Genomic DNA, 19303 nt, shown 5'->3' on the forward strand with positions numbered 1-19303 from the left:
AACCTACTTAATTATATAATTATGAGTAATAAGAGATTTCACGAAAAATTTAAAAAAGATGTAGTAGACAGGTGGAGTTGTAGGTCTAGTATTAGTGATATCGAGAAATATTTATTCTCAACATACTTAACAAATAATAAATTAGAAGTTATAGAGGCAGGCACTGCAGCTGGTATTTTTTGTTTTTATTTAGAAGACGAGTTAGGTTTCTCTAAAATTAATGCTTTTGATATCATACCAGAAATGATACAGATAGCTAAAGATAAAGCTAAGAAAAAACAATCTAAAGTAGATTTTAAACAAGGTGATGCTGCAGATTTAAAAGGCTTTGAATCTAATAAATTTGATTATTTAATTTACTTAGGACAAGTTCTTTCTATGGTGCCTAAAGATCTTTTTGACCAATCTATAAAAGAAGCTCATAGAATAGGTAAAAAAGATGCTACTTATATTTTTAGCTTTTTAGATTGGAATTCTAGGTGGTACAATCCAATTTTAAGTTTTTTTATAAACTTTGTGCGTTTAGTTACAGGTAGAAAGGTTCAGAAATATTATTTACCCGAAGTAAAAAAAGTAGACAACTCATTTAATTGGTTGTTTTTTAGAAAAGAACAGCATGGTATTTTATGGGGAAAGAAAGCTAAAATTTTAAAAAAATTAAAAGATTCAGGATTTCAAATCCAAAAAGTATATAATGAAGAAGAAATTACTAATAGAAAAGGCAAAATATTTTATGTAATTTGCACTAAATAAAATATCAAAGATTATAATAAGATAAATTCTACCCTAAATTTACTTTTATACGCTTAATAATTAAGCTATTTAATATCATATTTTTGATGTGATAACGAATTTAAATGATGAACATATTAATAACCTCGGCTGGTAGTCGCGTTTCTTTAGTTAAAATATTTCAAAAAGAATTAAAAAACATATGGCCAGAGTCTAAAGTTATGACTACAGATTATAATACTAATTTATCTGCAGCGTGTAATATATCAGACAAAGCCTTTAAATTACCATTAATTAGTCATAAAGACTATTTTAATAGTCTGCTTAATGTTTGTAAAGCGAACAATATAAAACTTATAATTCCTACCATAGACACCGAGTTGTTGTTGTTAGCAAATAAAAAAGAAGTATTGTTAAGCCATGGCATAACAGCTGTTATTTCTTCTGAAAAATTTGTAAATGCATGTCGTAACAAACGTTCTATTCATCGTTTTTTCGAGCAAAAAGATATTCAAATAGCCAAAGAGTATTCTAAAACTAATTACGAACTTCCTGTTTTTATTAAACCAATACATGGTAGTAGGAGTATAGATACTTATACAATAACTAAACAAGAAGATTTTATCGATTATCATTTTAAAAATGACGATTTAATGTTTTTAAAATATTTAGATCATAATTATTACAAGGAATATACTTGCGACTTATACTACGATAAGAATAGCAATTTAAAATGTGTTGTACCTAGAAAACGTATTGAAGTTAGAAATGGCGAAGTAAGTAAGGGTGTCACAGAGAAAGGCGTGTTGGTAAGTTATATAAAAGAAAAATTAGGCTATATAGATGGTGCCATAGGCTGCTTAACAGCTCAGTTTTTTAAGCATTTAGAAACAGATGAAATATTTGGAATCGAAATAAATGCACGTTTTGGTGGAGGTTTTCCTTTAACATACTTTTCTGGCGCTAATTATCCTAAATGGTTAATTCAAGAGTATTTGTTAAATGAAACCCCTCTTGATAATTTCTATGAAGATTGGGAAGATAATCTATTGATGCTGCGTTACGATAAAGAAGTTTTAGTACATGGATAAAAAAATTGTATTTGTATTTGATTTAGATGATACGCTGTATAATGAAATTGATTATTTAAAATCTGCTTATAGAGCGATTGCAAGTTTGATAGCTTCTAAAACTAAATTAAAGGCAGAAGCTATTTTTGATAGTATGATATTAGCCTATCACTCAAACGAAAACCCATTCGAAAAAGTAATTACAGAAACTAAAGTTGAAGATGTTACAATTGCAGATTTATTAGCACTTTATAGAAATCACACACCAGATATTACGTTAACAGCTTCTCACAAAAAATTACTTAACGATTTAAGAAAAATCGTTTTTAAAATGGGATTAATAACAGACGGTCGCAGTGTACAACAGCGCAATAAACTCAAAGCTCTAGGACTTGATGACTATTTTGATGATATTATAATTTCAGAAGAATTTGGTTCAGAAAAACCAAACATTAATAACTTTAAATATTACGAAAATAAATATGGTAAAGATCATATTTATGCATATGTTGGCGATAATACTACAAAAGATTTTATAGGGCCTAATGCGTTAGGATGGTGTACCATATGTGTTGTTAATAATGGTAAAAACATACATAAGCAGTCTTTTAAAGTTTCAAAAGAAGCCTCACCACGTCATATTATAAAAAAATTACCCGAAGTTTTACTAGTGTTACAAGACGTAACTAAAATAAAACACAATAATTAAAAATAACTTTCATTAATTTCTCTATCTCTAATTTCTATTGTAGGGTTTCCATAAGCTAATTTAAAGGCATTTATGTTTTTTAAAACAACAGAACCTGCTCCAACAACACTATGTTTTTCTATCGTAATACCTCCAGTAATGCAGGCTCCAATACAAATGGCAGAGCTTGTTTTTATAGTAACGTGTCCTCCTGTATTCGACCCAGGTCCTAAACTAGAAAAGTTTTCCATTATAGAATCATGACCTAAGGACGATTGCGTATTTACAATGCAATGCGATCCAACTTTAGAGTTAGCATTAACTGTTGCATAAGGCATTAAAACGGTACCTATACCAATAAGCGTATCTTTGCCTATTATGGCACTAGGATGAATGGCGTTTATGTACTCGAAATTCACACAAGTTTTACTCAATTTTAAAAACATTTGGTAGCGTTGGTAGTTATCTCCAATAGCTATAATACCTCCAACAATGGTTTTGCTTTTAATTAAATCTGGGATAGCATCTTCTGTTCCTATAACTTTGTAGTTAAATAAACTCTCACCAATAGTTTTGTAGCTATCAATTAGGCCTATAATTTTTAAGTCTTCTTGGCGCTCAATAATGTCAATAATCATTCTTGCGTGGCCAGAAGCACCTATTATAACAATGTTTTTCATTGGGGATTGGCTATTAATTAACAGTTTTTATAAGTTTAATACTGCAGTAATTAAGCAGTAAATTTATGAAATTAATTTATTTAAAGTCATTTTTCTTTTACCAGAATTTAAAAGAGGAATTCCTTTGGTGTATTTAATAGTTATTTCTGCGTCTTGTCCTAGTGCAGATTTAAAAAACAGAATTAAATCTTCTTGTTTATCAAATTGTTGACTACAATTAAGTTTTATGGTGTATGTTTTTAAGCCTTCTTGTATTAGTTGTATTTGCTTTATGCCAATAAAATTTATAACACTAGTCATCATAAAAGGCGATGTAATGTTTCCCTTCGTATTATATATAACATCTGTTTTTCTACCTTCAATATGTTTTAAAAACGGGGGAGACGCACTGTAATCCATAATGCCAATATCTCCTGTGTCGTAACGTATCATTGGTGTAGCGTAGTTAAATAAATCAGTAATTACAATACGTCCATATTCATTTAACTCAGCTGGTTTATCAGAATCTATTTTTAATATTTCAACAAAAAAACTAGCCCAATTAATTACAAAATGAGTACTATTTTTCATTTGCTGTGCTATAATTCCGTTTTCCATATTAGAATATCTAGAAACCATTGGGGTGTTAAAATAATACTGCATACGCGATTTGGTATAAGTATTAACACCTTCTGCTATACCAATAATAGATGCTATATTCGCTTTAATGGGAGCCGATTTTGTTTTATCTAAATATTTACATATTTGCTCGAATCCAGAAGGGAAACCTAGCCAGGCTTTTTTACTTTTATCTTTTTCAATAGCTTTAAGTAAGTTGTTTATATCATTATCATTCATATTAACCACTTCAATAGGAGTGGTGTTTTGCAACCAGTTTATAAGCTTAGATTTTCTATAAATAGGATTCCAATGTCTTAAAAAAAGTAATTTATAGCCTACTTTATAGCCAGCTAATTCAGAGAAATAAATCGTATCAGCAGTATTTCTAAGTATTTTGTTTTTGTTTTGAATTATTTTTAAAGGTGTTCCTGTAGACCCGCTAGTCGAAACTATTCTAGTTCCTTCATTATGGGGTGTTTTAGATATAAAATGATTATAGTTTGCATTTATAATGTTTTTATTAATTACAGGAAAATCTTCAAGACGCTTGGCTGCATTATAGGTTTTATAAAAAGTTATATGTTCTATACTATGCATTAAGAGCTTGTTTAGCTGTTTATTAGAGCCTGCTTTATATACAGTCGGGGTACTGTGCTCAATAATCTCTTGTATTTCTTTTAAGTGCTTTTTTATTTTCGAGCCTTTAATGCCATCTAAAAACCAAAATAATTTGTAGCGAATATGTTGTAACATTTATAATTTACCTGTTATTAATTATTTTACTAAATTAACTAAAGCGCTTTGCAAAGCGTATGATTTTTTTAGATGAAAATTATTTTTTCATCTAATTTAATTTAAAATATTATGTTTTAATAATAGAATCTTTCTTTAGTTTTGTTGAAGGTGATATTCAAAGGATATTTTAGTATTTCAAAGACTAATTTTGATTTTAAAATGCGCTTATGTCATATTTACACAGTAATAGCATTTTAATAATAACACTTCTTTTAGCCAATACATTTTAATATGTTATTTAATTCTTTAGAGTTTTTTGTTTTTCTAATAGTAGTTTATCTTTTACACTGGATTATTTTAAGAAAAAGCTTAAAATTTCAAAATATACTACTGTTATTAGCAAGTTATTTTTTTTATGGCCTGTGGGATTGGAGGTTTCTATCTTTAATTTTACTAAGTACTATAGTCGATTATTATGTAGGGATACAAATATTTTCTAGCTCCAAAGCATCAGTTAAAAAAGCTTGGTTGCTAGTAAGTGTTATATTTAATATAGGGCTCTTAGGTTTTTTTAAATATTACAACTTTTTTATAGACTCTTGGGTCGATTTGGTTGCTATGTTAGGTTATAATATAACAAACACATGGACACTCAAGGTTATTCTTCCTGTAGGTATTTCGTTTTATACCTTTCAAACTATGTCGTATTCTTTAGACATTTATTATAAAAAATTAAAGCCAACCATCCATTTTTTATCTTTTGCAACATTTGTTAGTTTTTTTCCTCAGTTGGTAGCAGGTCCAATAGAAAGAGCTTCAAATTTATTATCTCAAATAGATAGCAAACGAGATTTTAATTATAAGCAACAGGTAGATGGTATAAAATTAATAGTATGGGGGCTTTTTAAAAAAGTGGTTATAGCAGATGCTGTAGCACCTATAGTAGACGATATTTTTTCTAATTACCAAAACTATTCAAGTTCTACATTGGTATTAGGCGCTATATTTTTTGGATTTCAAATTTACGGAGATTTTAGTGGCTATTCAGATATAGCAATAGGCACCGCAAAACTATTTGGGGTAGAGTTAATGTCTAACTTTAAATTCCCATTCTTTTCAAGAAACATTGCAGAGTTTTGGAGGCGTTGGCACATATCGTTATCTTCTTGGTTTCAAGCTTATGTTTATATTCCTCTTGGTGGGTCTAGACAATCCAAAGTAATAACAATAAGAAATGTTTTAATTGTTTTTTTAATAAGCGGGTTTTGGCATGGAGCCAATTGGACTTTTGTTGTTTGGGGACTTTTACATGCTTTATTTTTTATACCAGTTTTGTTATTGGGTAAAAATAACACGTATAAAACAGGTATTATAGCTCAAAACACTTTGCTGCCTTCTGTTAAAGAGCTTTTAAAAGTGTGTTATGTTTTTAGCTTAGTTACATTATCTTGGGTGTTTTTTAGAGCAGAAAGTATTAAAGATGCTTTTGGTTATTTATATAGAATATTTGGAAACTTTAGTTTTGAAGCTTATTTGCATCCTAGTGGATATAGAATGATAGATTATTATGTACTTATATTAGTTTTTGTTTTATATGAATATGTTATTAGAAAAAATGAAAGAGCGCCTTTTCAATTTAAAAATAAGTTTTTAAGGTTTTTTGTATACGCTGTTGTTGTTTTTGCAATGCTGCTTTTTTACGATTCTGGAGTCGATAGATCGTTTATTTATTTTCAATTTTAATTTATGGTCAAGTTACTATTTAAAACAGGCGTTTACATTATTTTAATTCTAATATGTTTAGAGTTATTTGTGCGTGTATTGCATTTAGGTAAAGATAATCCGTCGCGATTTGTAGATGCGCTAAAGGTCGAGAAATGGAAACCAAATCAAACAGGGTTTTCTGTAACAGGTAATAGAAGGCAAAATTTTTCAGAATATCATATTAATAATTCTGGTTTTAATTCTTACAGAGAATATACACCAAGTTATGATAGGGTAGAAGTCGCTTTGGTAGGCGATTCTTTTATACAAGGCTTTCATCAAGATTATTATAACTCTTTAGGTAAAAAAATTGAAAACAACATGAATAATAATGTTGATGTGTATGAATATGGTTATGCGGGTTACGACTTTGCAGACCAAATACACCTTGTAAATGCCTACAAAGAAGATTTTGATAAAATAGATCATGTTATTTTAGGGCTTAGGTATAGAGACGATTTATTGCGTGGAGATTATAAAGTTGTAAACGATAGAATGAAGTTAGAGGCGCCTTTATATCAAAACTTAAGGAAAATAAAATTATTAGGTTATGCTTCAAATATTGGAATTTTAGATCCTGTTAAAAAGTTTCCGGGTAAAATAATTTCTTTTTTTAAAAATAAAAAAGGATCAGGAGCAGAAAAAAAGAAAACAAATCAGGTAGATAATCATGCGCGATATCTTAAAAATTTTAAAAGTTTAATTAGTCGTTATGGTTACGATAAATCGCGATTTGTATTGCTTATTAGTGTCAGTGAAACACCTCCCTTTTTCATGGACTATCTTAAAGATAATAATTTTGAATATATCGATTTTGGTGCAGTACTAAATAAGTCTAAAACACCAACAACATTAATTTACGATCAACACTGGAACAATCATGGCAGAACGTTAATAGCTCAATCAATAAGCGATTATCTTATAAAAAAAATAAACACACCGCATTAAATGTGCTTTAATTTAATACAGCAATAATTTAAGAAAACAACTGCTAGGTCTTAATTAGCAAGGCTTTTTGTATAACGGGAAATATATGCTTTTGTTTTCTAGAGACTTCCCAACGCATTCTGGGTTAATAGCACTTATTAAAGTTTCGTAAATCTTAGGATTTACAATTTTTCTACCCGTGTAAAAGGTAACATCTTCATCCTTTGGAAAAAACGATTTTTTGTATTGGTATAACCCATCACAATTTTCTCTTCCGCCACCAAGTACATAAAACTTTATATTTTCGTTAATAGCCCATTTCATAACTTCTATTTTTAAAAAATCATTTGGGCGATAGCTAAAGTATTCTGCTAGCGTGCCACCAAGGTAGGAGTAAAGGGTATCGTTACTTACAATAATAAGCTCTGCAGAAATAGCAACATCATCTTTATAAACAATAGCAATAACTAAATGGTTTGGGTTGCCTTTAATCAAGTTTATAAAATACTCGACAGGAAAAAAGTAAATGTCGCTAGCAACATTACGTTTCATTGTACTTATATAAATATTATAAAAGGACATTATAATATCTTCTGTAATATTGTCGTCTTTATAAAATGCTATAGATAAATTGCTTTTTTCAGATTTTCTATAGTTATTTCTAGATTTTTGTTTAAAGTTAGACCACAATTCATCAAAAGGTTTAATAACCCCTTTAATATTATCTAAAGTAGGCATTAAATGCCCTGTGTATTGCTTGTAATTATTTTCTAAATTAAACCTAACAAACTCGGTAACCACATTGTTTTTCTTATACCAACTATCTACATGGTTCCAAAAAAACTTTAAACCCTCGCTTGTAACCTTATCTTTAATTAAGGGGCCACTATAACCGTAAGGCGAAATGGCATCGTAATAATCCTCATTCAAAAGAGTACTTTTTATTTTACTCAGGTAAACAGGCATTAAAATTAAGGGCTTGTCGTTTTGTTTTAAAACAAAATAAAATAACTTTTTAGAGTCTTTGTTGCTATTAAAATACTCTAGAGAGTAAAAAACACTTTGGTTTTTAAAGGTGTCTTTTATTTTATTATATTTTATGATATCTGTAGCATTATCAATTTTATATAAACATAAATCGTATGTTTTACCTTTAAAACAATTTATTAACCCTAAATATTTTTCGTTTTCTTTTCTATCCCTTATTTCTTTGGCAGGTATACCATAGGCCACTTTAAAATCGCCAATATGCTTATTAACTAAAGCACCAGCTCCAACTATGCTATGCTTACCAATTTTAACTCCTTCTATAACATTAGCACCTAAAGATATGGCTGTGTTATGGTTTATACTAACATTACCAGCTAGAGTAACGCTAGGCGCTATGCTGCAAAAGTCTCCAATTTTATTTTCGTGCTCTACAATACATCCTGTATTTAAAATGCAATGTTTACCAATTTCAGACTTTGCGTTAACAATAACTCCTGGCATTACCACAGTGCCTTCGCCTAGAGTAACTCCTTTACCAATAATGGCATTTGGGTGAATAGCAGTTATAAAAGATAAGTCTGGTTGCACCAAAGTTATTTTCTCTTTAACTTGGTTTCTTGTCCAATTATCTCCAATGGCAATAATGCATCCATGAATATCAAAGGCTTTAACCAGTTTCGGAATATCAGAAATTTTTCCAAGTACAAGGTATTTAAAAAGCTTTGTTTTATTTTGTTTAAAAGAATCTACCAGGCCAACAATTTTATATGTGTTCTGTTGCTCAATAATGTCTATAACAACTTTTGCGTGCCCCGATGCTCCAATAATAAGAATGTTTTTACTGCTCATTTTCTCCAATAAAGGGATACATAGTTGTACTATCAGAGTTATTAACTCCTTCTGGAATAATAATTTTCTTTATGGTAAGTAAAATAATTTTTATGTCAAGCAGTAAAGAAATGTTATTTACGTACCATACATCATACTCAAATTTCTGTTTCCACGAAATAGAATTACGTCCTTTAACCTGTGCCCAACCTGTTATGCCTGGTCTTACATTATGTCGCTTTTTTTGTTCACTATTATAATGTTGCAAGTATTCTGGTAATAAAGGTCTAGGGCCTACAATACTCATATCGCCTTTAATAACATTTATTAATTGCGGAATCTCGTCTAGCGAATAATTTCTAACAAATAACCCCAGTTTAGTTATTCTTTCGTTATCAGGTAAAAACTCTCCATTAGCATCCTTTTTATCGTTCATAGACTTAAACTTAATAATGCTAAATATTTTTCCGTGTAAACCCGGACGCTTTTGAAAAAAGAAAGCTTTACCATTATTAGATATTAATAAACAAATAAAAACAATAAAAAATATAGGAAACAATAGTATTAAAGCAGTTACTGCTGCTAAAAAATCAAAAAGGCGTTTTACAATTTTATACATATTAATAGGGCAATATTATTTAAAAAGTAAATGTATTGCATTTCAATTTTTATAAAGATTAAATACGATTATAGTTGCCTTTTTATCGATTATTTGATTTTTTTTAAAATCGGTTAAAAACTATTTATACATGCATAAATAGTTTTTAGCCCATACGTTTATTTATAAACTAAGTTTTTTAACAGAAATAGGTATTTATATCTGGTTTATGCTATTAGTTTAAAAATGTTTTATACCCTATTTTATGCTTAATTTTAATATTATAATTAGACTTAGATTGTGGTGTGTTGTCAGCCTAAAAATTATGTTAATATGTATAGCTAATTAATTATTAAACAATAGTTTGTTATTTTTTATTAACAATATTTTATAACATGGTTTTTTCTACTATTTTTGCCCCGATAATTAAAAAACGATCTCGAAGTCCAAAGTGTTATTTGTAACGTATATACTGTTTTTAATGTTAATGATAAAAACATTTTAACGGTAAAATCAAACACTTAATCGATTTTTTAAATTATCACATTGTGTTTCATCGAAAAAAGTGCTCATTTAAACGGTTTTATTTAAAATGTTTTTTAATCTTGTAAGTATATTATGAACCCCAGATCAAAATTTTATTTTATGAAACCTACTTTCAACACGTTTGTTTTTGTGTTTCTTTTTGTTTTTTCTATTAGTTCTTGTAATAAAGAGGATATTTTTGTAGAAGAAATTGAAGAAGTAATTGCAGAAGAAGAACCCGTAAACAAAGAAGATGCTTCTAGCGAAGTAACTATTGACCCTACAGCGCCATGCGATTTTAATTTTAGCGACGCAGTTGCCAACAGTACCATTATTATTAACTGTGTTATGGACCTTGGTAACCAAACCATAAATTTACCAGAAAATGTAACTATTGTTTACGAAGGAGGCGATATTATTAATGGATCGTTAAATTTTTCTAGCAACAGTATTATTTCTGGACAATTATTAAATTCTAGCTTAACTATAGGTGGTACAAAACCACAATTAAAAGACGCTAACTTTGTTTTTGACCCAGAACGTTGGGGTATTGTAGAGGGTAAGGTGGCAGACGATGTGGCTTTAAAAAATAAAGAGATTTTACAAACGGTTATTAACCAAGCAAAAAAATTAGGGATTTCGGTTTTTGAAATTGATGCATTAGATGCTTTTTTTAAAGTAGATTTATATAGAATGAATAGAGATGCTAATGCCAGAGCTTCTATTAGATTACCAGAAGATTTTCATTTAAAAATGACAGATAAAACCTTTTTAAGAGTGCAACCTAATCCGGCACCGTTTTATACCTTGTTAAGTACCTTTCTTGTAGATAATGTAACCATTACAGGTGGTAATTTAATAGGAGACCGTTACGAGCACGATTACAGTTCTGTTTTTGATGAGCATGGAGTTAATCGTGATACACACGAATGGGGATCTTTGCTATACATTATAGGTACAGAAAATATTGTAGTAGAAGATGTTTTTTTTAGCAACCCTAGTGGTGATGGTATTATGTTGCATGAAGAAACCTTTAGACAGGCAGATGGAACGCTATATCCTGGAAAAAAAGAAACAAACAATGCGTTAATTAAAAATTGTGTGGTTTCTGGAGCAAGACGTAATGGTATTAGTTTTTTAGATGGCAGAAATATTGTTATAGATAATTGCATTATTAAAGATACAGGTAATGGATCTCAGGCTTATAACAATACAGGAACTAAAATATACAGTAGCACAGGAGTAGAGCCAAGGTTTGGTATCGATTTGGAAGCTATTAGGTACAGAAATGATGATGGTACATTAAGGCAAACAGCGCTAAATGAAGATATAACCATAAAAAACTCAACTTTTGAAAATAACCATGATGGAGACGTTCTTTTATATACATGTAACGATGTAGTTATAGAAAATAATAATTTTGATTCGTGGATAGGTAATATAGCTGCCTATAATATAACTATACGCCACAATAATTTTAAAGCAAGAGTTAACAATGGCAAATCTTACCCTAGAGCCATACATATAACCCAAAGGAAAGATCCATTTGGGGACGAAATGAATTTTAATTATAACATTTATGGTAATAAAATAGCAGGTTATCAAAATGGAATATCATTTTCAGGTGAAGATTTTAATGTTTATAATAACGAAGTTTTAGACTGCGAAGCTGGTATGTGGATAGGTAATTTAGTGGATACAGAAATACACGATAATACATTTACTTCTTCTAAAACCTACAGCTATGGTTTGCGTTCGCGCGGAGGCTCTAGTAAAAACGTATCTGTGTACAACGAGACTTATAATGTAAATTACAGACCTATTGATTTTCAAGGTTACAATACTAATTCAACTGGTTATTTAAAAATTTATGATTGCACCTTTAATTCTGCCAATAGCGGAAATACAATTTATTTAAAAAATGCTAATTATATAGAGTTTAGCAAAATAACATCCAATGTAAAAATGGAGTTAATAAGCAGTAATAATATTTTGAAAATCAATTAAGTTATATAACTATACTATACATAGTAAGTAGTTAACATACCAAAAAAAAGCTTCATAATTTAAAAAATTATGAAGCTTTTTTTACATTTAATAACGTCATAGCGATTAGCACTTAATAGGTTAACAGAATCTAAAGAATTAATTAATTAGTGTTATGCACAGAAAACGACATTAATCAATTTTTTAGACCAGATAAGAGGAAACTTTACATGTCTAAACCGCCAATTCTCCAATTTCTGCCAATAAAAGAATAACTTTAATAAATACTTGGCGTCAAATATGTATATACTCATTTCTTAAAATCAGATTAGAAGTCTTTGTAGCACACAAAGAAAAAACAATCTTGAATTTGATAAAAAATATTGAGGTTTATAGAATTGGTCTTTGCTTAATTTTGTATTATTTTTTTAACTAATATTTAGGTTTATAAAATAGTTTTTCAAAATATTTATAAGACAAATGCGATATATAAATGGCTGCAGCAATGCATACTGCGTTTATCAAAATAATTACAGAGGTGTCGTTTAAATAGTTCTCAATATCTATTTTCTTTAAAAAGTACAAAATAACAACCAACGCAATCATATGGTACATGTATATGCCATAAGATATTTTTCCAAAATAATTTAAAGGCTTCGATTTTATAATAAATAGAGGATGGTAAGCTATTAAAGAAATAAATAAAGCACTTAAAACCATATTAAATATTAACGTGAATTTTACTGATTCGAAAATTAAATAATTGGTTAAAAACGAAATAATAAATAAGCCATAGACTGTTATATGTATTATTTTATTTTTAAAAAAATCGAGTTTAAATTTTTCGAATAATACAGCAAATAGGCCACCACAAACAAAATAGAAATAATAATTTTTAAAGGCATAAAAATCAAAGTAAAACAGAGCAATACCTACTAATATAGTAAGCAATATGCTTAGTGTTAAAATAATGTGGCGTCTGCCTAAATAGATTAAAAATGGAGCAAATAAATAAAATTGTTCTTCTACACCAATACTCCAAAGTATATTAAGTATACCACCAACCTTATAGTAATGTGCAATAACATTGGGAGCCAAAAACACATAACCAATAAAAAATTCATCCCAAGGGTATTCAATGTTGTAAGGAATGCCCGCAGCGGGCAAAATAAAATTGTAAAAGGTAAAACCAATAATTAATACCAGATAATATACAGGGTATAACCTTTGTACTCTTCTTAAATAAAAGTTTTTAAAGTCAAATGATTTTTTTGTAGACAGTTCTAAATAGATAAGTCTTATAATTAAAAAACCAGATAAAGTAAAAAAATAGAGCACAGCAAGCTTTCCCTTGTGGAATAAAGGCAAGCCATCAAAAGACGGTAGACTTACATTGTTTGATGTTTCTGGAATGTGATGTATAACTACTAATATAGCTAGTATAAATCTTATTGCATATAAATTTGGTAATTGTTTTCCCATTGTTGCTATGTTAAACTGACTTATTTTATGTTAACATTATTTGTTATCTTTTTTTCTTCGTACTAAGCTTGTTTTGTTTTTTATAAAATGATAAGCTAGTCTTATTACAGGTAATTTTTGTAAATATTAGTTACTGCTTTTAGACTGCTAGATAGTTCAAATTTTTTGACTTTTATAACTCCATTTTTCGAGAATGATTCAGATAATTTCTCGTCAGTATTTAATTTATATATCGCGTTAGCGAAGGCTTTTTTATCGTTTTGAGGAAATAAAAAGCCATTATCGCCATGGTCTATAATCTCTTTATGTCCTCGCTCTACAGGTGCAACAAGCGGTAATGCACACATCATTTCTTCAACAAGATTTATGGGTAGACCTTCTTGTTTACTAGCCGATATACCAATGTCTGATAGTTTATAAATTTCGTGAATATCGGTTCTAAAGCCAATAAATTTTATAGTGTCGCTAAGCTTTAAATTTTCAGTATATGTTTTTAATTGCGCTTCGTCTCTACCACTTCCTGCAAACATAATAAAGGTATTTGCAAACAATTCTGGATATTGCAACACGCTATCTATAATAAATTTATGGTTTTTTCTAGGAATAAATTCTGCTGCGTAAACCAATATTTTTTTATCTAACGGAAAATCTTTAGCTGTTCTTAATGCCATTTTGGTATTTTTATCTACCGGATGAAACGAGGCTTTGTTTACGCCAATACCAGGAATTAAGTAATAATCTGTGCTTTTTGCGCCATTTTTTTTAATTAACTCATAATCTTCAGAGTTTATGGTAATAATGGCGTCTGTTATCTTAGATAATAAGAGTTCTACAGGGTAAAACAAAGCCCAATACACAAATGGTGCACCTTTATAAAAATGAAACCCATGCGCTGTATAAATTAAAGTGGTCTCTTTTTTTCTTGCTTTTAAACTTGCTAAACGCGTAACCACACTAGCCGATGGGGTATGGCAATTTATTAGGCTATAATTTTCTGTGTTTATTATATGCTTTAATCGTTTGTATGCTTTAATGTTTTTTGAAGAAAACGGATTTCTAGCAAAATCAATATGCCAAATTTTATCTACATATGGTAAATCGATAACATCGTTACAAGCCACATGGGTTTCGTAACCTTGTTCTTGTAACCATTGTAAATATGGTAAATGGAAAGCTTTAAAATGATGTGCTATAGAAGCAGTAAAAAGAATTTTACGAGACATTTATTTTGGTGTTTTAATTTGCTCAAGAACCTTGTTATAGGTTTCTCTTTGATTATAATTAATAGGGCTATTTAGTGTTTCAAAAAACAAGGTATGTTTGATTTGTAATTATCTGTATTTTTTGTTTTGTAATCACGTACAACTTTTGGTAAAGTATTAAATATACTCAGCTAAAATAATAATACTCGGTTTAAACTAAATGATTTATTCGTTGAAACTTCATATAATCAAGTTATTAAATATTTAAAAAAAATCTTGTTTGTTATTGGTGTTTGCTTATAGATTAGCTTGTTCTTTTTTTAGGTATCATTTTTATAACATATGTTAGTGATGGTGTGGAGGTCCATCGCTACTTCCGCTACCAGATATAAGGGGTAAAATAATATGGTTGAAGGTGTAGTAAAAAATTGTAACCCATGCCATAATAGTATATTTGTTTCTAGGGAAACTGCTATTAACAGTACTAAATAATAATAGGGGAATAGCCAACCAGCTATACCCACCAATACGGTCTGAATATGGAATATTAAAATTAAAATAAAACACGACAGACGACACGATAAAATACTTAATTAAAAAGACATTCAATCTGCTATTTAAATTGCCAAACTTTACAAACAAAAACAAAAACATAGAGTTATAAAACACAAAATCTATTCTAAAACCTACCCTATAGGTCGTTTCTCCTGTAAAGGCTAAATTTTGAACATCTTCGCCACCTAGAGAAGCTAAAAATGCGAGTTTATCGAACCCAAAGCCTAAAAATGCCAAGCCTATTGCCATAACATAAGCTATAATAAAATATTTTATTTTTACATTTTCGCCAATTAAAACCATTATTAAACAGCCTATGGGAATTAAAGAGGTTCTATGAAAAAAGAAAGAGGTAATAAGGTATAGCGCAGCTATTTTATATTGCTTTTGTATTAGGTAGAGCAAACCAAATAGAACAAAAGGAATGGCCAAACCATTTCTTATAATATTAATTTCGTAGTTTAGAAACACAAACGAGCAGGTAATCATAAGAAAAAGAAGCAAGCTGCTCCCAGATTCGCCATAATTGGTATACTTTCTAACAAAGCGATAAAAACTAATATTCATAATGATTGCTACGGTTAGCAAAAAAAATGAGAAGCTTTTTAGTTTAAAGGTTAAAAACATAATTACAGAAAAGAAAAAATCGGTATCTAACCTTTCTATAAAATCAAAGAAATTGGAAATGTGTATACCTTTTAAAAAACCATAGTTATAATAATTGGAAGTATCTGTACCAATATTTACAGCTCGGGTACCTGCAAATAGTATGAGTATGGTAATTAGAAAAATAAGAATATTTCTATCGTTTCTTATAAGCGAAATGGTTGGTTTATTTTGTAAAGCTAAAAGAATTAAAGAACCAAAAATTACAAAACAACCTATTAGCCATACATAAAAGTTATTGTAATCGTTGTTTGTTAAATTTTCTAAAATAGAATTCATACTAAATTTATAACAGCCTAGCGCTTATAATTTGCAATATTAAAAATATTTTTTTTGTAATATATTAAACTTTTTTCATCTAAGTCTTGAGACCGTCTTGCAATTAGCACAGGAGTTTGACCAAATAACCAAAATAAAATGTATATATTTAACTTTATAAAGCTAGTAATAGTTATTTTTAAAGCAGAAAAAAAACCTAAAATACTAACGTTTTTCCAAATTAAGTTAATAAAATGCTGTACTGCAACAAAATGTTTTTTTATGGTAGAGGTACTAGCTTCTCTATAATAAAGATAGGGTTCTTTTAATTTTGCAAAACAACTTTTTTGTACCGTACGTAACCATAAATCGTAGTCTTGCGCTCTTTTTAAAGACACATCGTATCTGTTTTCTTTAAACCATTTAGTTTTTCCCATAATACTGGGGTGTAACACCCAAGCCCCTTTAAAAACTTCGTGTAGTTGTACTTTCTTGTTGGCTTCACCTTTTCTTAAACCAAGAATTTGGTTATTATTATCTATGGCTATAGCGCCCGTACCTAATAAATCGGTTTCGGGATGTGCCCTAAAATAGGCGAGTTGTATTTCTAAACGGTTATTAAACATCATATCATCGGCATCCATTCTGCAATAATAACTTCCTGTAGCCAAATCAGATAATTCATTAAGTCTGGTAGGCAAACCTTTATTTTTACCATCGCTTATAACGTGTATTCTAGGCTCGTTTTTGGCATATTCTTTTGCGATTTCTAAAGAATTATCTGTGCTGCCATCATCCATTAAAAAAAGTTCCCAATGGCTTATGGTTTGCATTAAAACAGAGTTAATGGCAAAGCCCAAGTAAGCTTCAGAATTATAAAACGGTATGCCTATACTAATTAAAGTTTTTTGGTTATTCATTAGATGTGTTTTTTTTATTATAGATGTTTTCTAAAGTCTTAACGCTTACCTCAATATCAAACCCTTTTTCTTTTAAAACATGATGCCTTTTCGAGTTATCGTAACACTCAGACTTATTTAAAATGTCTTGTAGAGCGATTTCCCAGGTTTCAAAATTGGCTTTAAGAGCTTGAAAATTAATTAAGTTAAGTCCAAGATCTACTTCTTTAGATATAGCATCAGAAATAAGAGCAGGAACACCAGCGGTTTGCGATTCTACAAGTATTACAGGAAATCCTTCATGAAAAGAGGGCATAAGCAATACATCTGTATGTCCTAGTATTAAATCGATATCAGACCGAACTCCTAAAAAGGTAATGTGGTCTGTAAGGTTATTTTGAGCGACTAAATTTTCTAATTTTGATTGTAATTTTCCTTGTCCAACAATAAAGAAATGAAAATCAATATTTTTTTGTTTTAAAAACGACATAAAATCTATGGAGAATTCTACGTTTTTTACGGGCATAAGTCTGCCAATTTGAGATAGTATTATCGTGTTTTTAGTAATGCTTTCGTTTTTAAAAAACGTATGTGCTCTTTTAGATTTAACATCGAGAAATTTATGAATATCGACAGCGTTGGGAATAAATACAATGTTTTTGCTCTTTGGAAACAGGTATTTTCCAGCTAGATCGCCACAGGCAATATAGTTTGTGGTTACTAAGCGTATAAGTTTTCTAGAAAAGTTTTGATATAGCCTACCAAACAGGCTTTTACTATTAGCATCACTGGTATTGTGAGAATGTGCTATTCTCATGTCTATACCTGCAAAATAAGCAGCTAGTAAATGAAAAGCATTGCTAAATAATTGATGAGCATGTACCGCATGAAAGGGTTTATTGTTTTTTATAAGCCGATACAATTGGTAGGTTCTAGCAAGAGCTTTATTCGAGTATTTATCGGGAATTCTATATATTTTTCCGCCTAAGGCTATAATTTCATCATCAAAATCGCAAGTTTTATCTGTAAAGTATACAAAATCGAATTGGTACTGTGTTTTATCAATAACACGATACAAATTCATTACCATAGATTCTGCTCCAGCTCTAGGCATGGCGCCAACAACATGTAATATTCTTTTCATAATTATTTTTTAATAATAGACCTTAGGCTATGGTACATTTTAAATAAAGAGTAATAGGGCTTTGGGTAATTAACCATAAGCTTATAGCTGGTAGACTGTATGCTGCTGCTATAGTTTTTATTCGTTTTAAAAGACTTTACTAGGGTTATAGCATTTGTTGGTAATTTTACATGCGACCTAGACGCCAACCTTATGGTAGAGTCTGCAGTGTGTAATATAACCTTAACGAGTCCTTTTTTAAATAAATCGCTAACGCCAGAGTCTATAAGTGCATTTAATTTATCTAAAATTAAAAAGCGGTGTTCTATATTTTTAGGCTTAACATTGGTAGCAATACTACCAGGCCTTATTAAATAGTGGTAAAAGGTTTTAGAAATTGTAGTACACTTTTTTGCTTTAAGCAAAGCCCTTGGTGTAAACTCTAAATCTTCGTAAAGTATGCCTTCTAGAAAAGTTAAATGGTTGGTATTTAAAAACGACCTGCGGTAAACAAATTTCCAGATATAAAAAAGGTTATCTAAATGATTGGTAAAGAGCGCAGCACCAGATATGGCACCTGCTGTTTGTTTTGGAGTAAAGGTTTTTGTAGCTACACCGTTTTCCCAAACATCGTGACCTAGCCAAATAATATCGGTATCAGTTTGTAATGCATCCACTAAAGATTTTAGGGTCTTTTCTTTTATCCAATCGTCGGAGTCTACAAACCATACATATTTACCAACCGCATGTTTTAAACCTGTGTTTCTGGCACCACTTAAACCTTTGTTTTTTTGACTTATTATTTTTAAGAAATCGAATTCTGCCTTTAATGTTTCGCAAATACTTAAACTGTTATCTGTTGCCCCGTCGTTAACCATAATAATTTCGTATTGGTCGCGTGGTATATCTTGATGTATGCAACTTAATACACATTTTTCTATGTATGGTGCTACATTATAAACAGGAATTACGATGGATAGGATGGGAGTACTCAT

16 protein-coding genes are annotated in these 19303 nt (G+C 29.7%); 6 read left to right on the forward strand and 10 right to left on the reverse strand.

Translation table 11 applies throughout. The annotated features are described in order from the left end of the window. Positions 1 to 21 precede the first annotated feature (21 nt). From ABD715_RS02735 to ABD715_RS02745, 3 genes are all read left to right on the forward strand, one after another. Complete coding sequence (locus tag ABD715_RS02735) at positions 22 to 753, forward strand: class I SAM-dependent methyltransferase (RefSeq protein WP_344786536.1); 732 nt, start codon at positions 22 to 24, stop codon at positions 751 to 753. 104 nt (positions 754 to 857) lie between these two features. After that, the gene (locus ABD715_RS02740; RefSeq protein WP_344786537.1) at positions 858 to 1823 is read left to right on the forward strand and encodes an ATP-grasp domain-containing protein; all 966 of its coding nucleotides are present in this window, start codon (positions 858 to 860) and stop codon (positions 1821 to 1823) included. Then, complete coding sequence (locus tag ABD715_RS02745) at positions 1816 to 2511, forward strand: HAD family hydrolase (RefSeq protein ID WP_344786538.1); 696 nt, start codon at positions 1816 to 1818, stop codon at positions 2509 to 2511. Before ABD715_RS02740 ends, ABD715_RS02745 begins: the two co-directional genes overlap by 8 nt. Here the strand turns inward: ABD715_RS02745 and ABD715_RS02750 are convergent. Further along, positions 2508 to 3170, reverse strand: coding sequence for an acetyltransferase (locus ABD715_RS02750; RefSeq protein WP_344786539.1), 663 nt, complete (start codon positions 3168 to 3170; stop codon positions 2508 to 2510). The two genes, ABD715_RS02745 and ABD715_RS02750, sit on opposite strands and share 4 nt — an antisense overlap. Before the next feature lie 63 nt (positions 3171 to 3233). Further along, positions 3234 to 4367 carry an acyl-CoA synthetase family protein gene (locus ABD715_RS02755; protein ID WP_344786540.1) on the reverse strand — a complete coding sequence of 378 codons (1134 nt, stop codon included), beginning with the start codon at positions 4365 to 4367 and terminating at the stop codon, positions 3234 to 3236. A gap of 429 nt (positions 4368 to 4796) precedes the next feature. On the opposite strand from ABD715_RS02755, the gene ABD715_RS02760 reads away from it, so the two are divergent. Continuing rightward, a complete protein-coding gene (locus ABD715_RS02760) occupies positions 4797 to 6248 on the forward strand; it encodes an MBOAT family O-acyltransferase (RefSeq protein ID WP_344786541.1) in 1452 nt (483 codons plus the stop codon). A gap of 3 nt (positions 6249 to 6251) precedes the next feature. Next, complete coding sequence (locus ABD715_RS02765; RefSeq protein WP_344786542.1) at positions 6252 to 7217, forward strand: hypothetical protein; 966 nt, start codon at positions 6252 to 6254, stop codon at positions 7215 to 7217. Positions 7218 to 7271: 54 nt separating this feature from the next. Here the strand turns inward: ABD715_RS02765 and ABD715_RS02770 are convergent, their stop codons facing one another. Beyond that, a complete protein-coding gene (locus ABD715_RS02770) occupies positions 7272 to 9035 on the reverse strand; it encodes a NeuD/PglB/VioB family sugar acetyltransferase (protein ID WP_344786543.1) in 1764 nt (587 codons plus the stop codon). Then, positions 9025 to 9633, reverse strand: coding sequence for a sugar transferase (locus ABD715_RS02775; protein WP_344786544.1), 609 nt, complete (start codon positions 9631 to 9633; stop codon positions 9025 to 9027). Before ABD715_RS02775 ends, ABD715_RS02770 begins: the two co-directional genes overlap by 11 nt. Positions 9634 to 10257: 624 nt before the next feature. Here ABD715_RS02775 and ABD715_RS02780 point away from each other — a divergent pair. Then, complete coding sequence (locus tag ABD715_RS02780; RefSeq protein ID WP_344786545.1) at positions 10258 to 12144, forward strand: right-handed parallel beta-helix repeat-containing protein; 1887 nt, start codon at positions 10258 to 10260, stop codon at positions 12142 to 12144. Between the two features lie 411 nt (positions 12145 to 12555). On the opposite strand, the gene ABD715_RS02785 is transcribed toward ABD715_RS02780, so the two are convergent. The 6 genes from ABD715_RS02785 to ABD715_RS02810 form a co-directional block, all read right to left on the reverse strand. After that, on the reverse strand, positions 12556 to 13605 hold the full coding sequence (locus ABD715_RS02785) for an acyltransferase family protein (RefSeq protein ID WP_344786546.1): 1050 nt from the start codon (positions 13603 to 13605) through the stop codon (positions 12556 to 12558). 104 nt (positions 13606 to 13709) lie between these two features. Continuing rightward, positions 13710 to 14828: a glycosyltransferase gene (locus tag ABD715_RS02790; protein ID WP_344786547.1), complete on the reverse strand. Its 1119-nt coding sequence runs from the start codon at positions 14826 to 14828 to the stop codon at positions 13710 to 13712. Between the two features lie 324 nt (positions 14829 to 15152). Continuing rightward, on the reverse strand, positions 15153 to 16307 hold the full coding sequence (locus ABD715_RS02795) for an EpsG family protein (RefSeq protein ID WP_344786548.1): 1155 nt from the start codon (positions 16305 to 16307) through the stop codon (positions 15153 to 15155). A gap of 17 nt (positions 16308 to 16324) precedes the next feature. Further along, a complete protein-coding gene (locus ABD715_RS02800; protein WP_344786549.1) occupies positions 16325 to 17206 on the reverse strand; it encodes a glycosyltransferase family 2 protein in 882 nt (293 codons plus the stop codon). Continuing rightward, positions 17199 to 18329: a glycosyltransferase gene (locus ABD715_RS02805; protein WP_344786550.1), complete on the reverse strand. Its 1131-nt coding sequence runs from the start codon at positions 18327 to 18329 to the stop codon at positions 17199 to 17201. Before ABD715_RS02805 ends, ABD715_RS02800 begins: the two co-directional genes overlap by 8 nt. A 2-nt stretch (positions 18330 to 18331) precedes the next feature. Beyond that, positions 18332 to 19303, reverse strand: a complete 972-nt coding sequence (locus ABD715_RS02810) for a glycosyltransferase (protein ID WP_344786551.1) — start codon at positions 19301 to 19303, stop codon at positions 18332 to 18334.

Origin of the sequence: Postechiella marina (assembly GCF_039538365.1) — a bacterium.
Lineage (GTDB): Bacteria > Bacteroidota > Bacteroidia > Flavobacteriales > Flavobacteriaceae > Postechiella > Postechiella marina.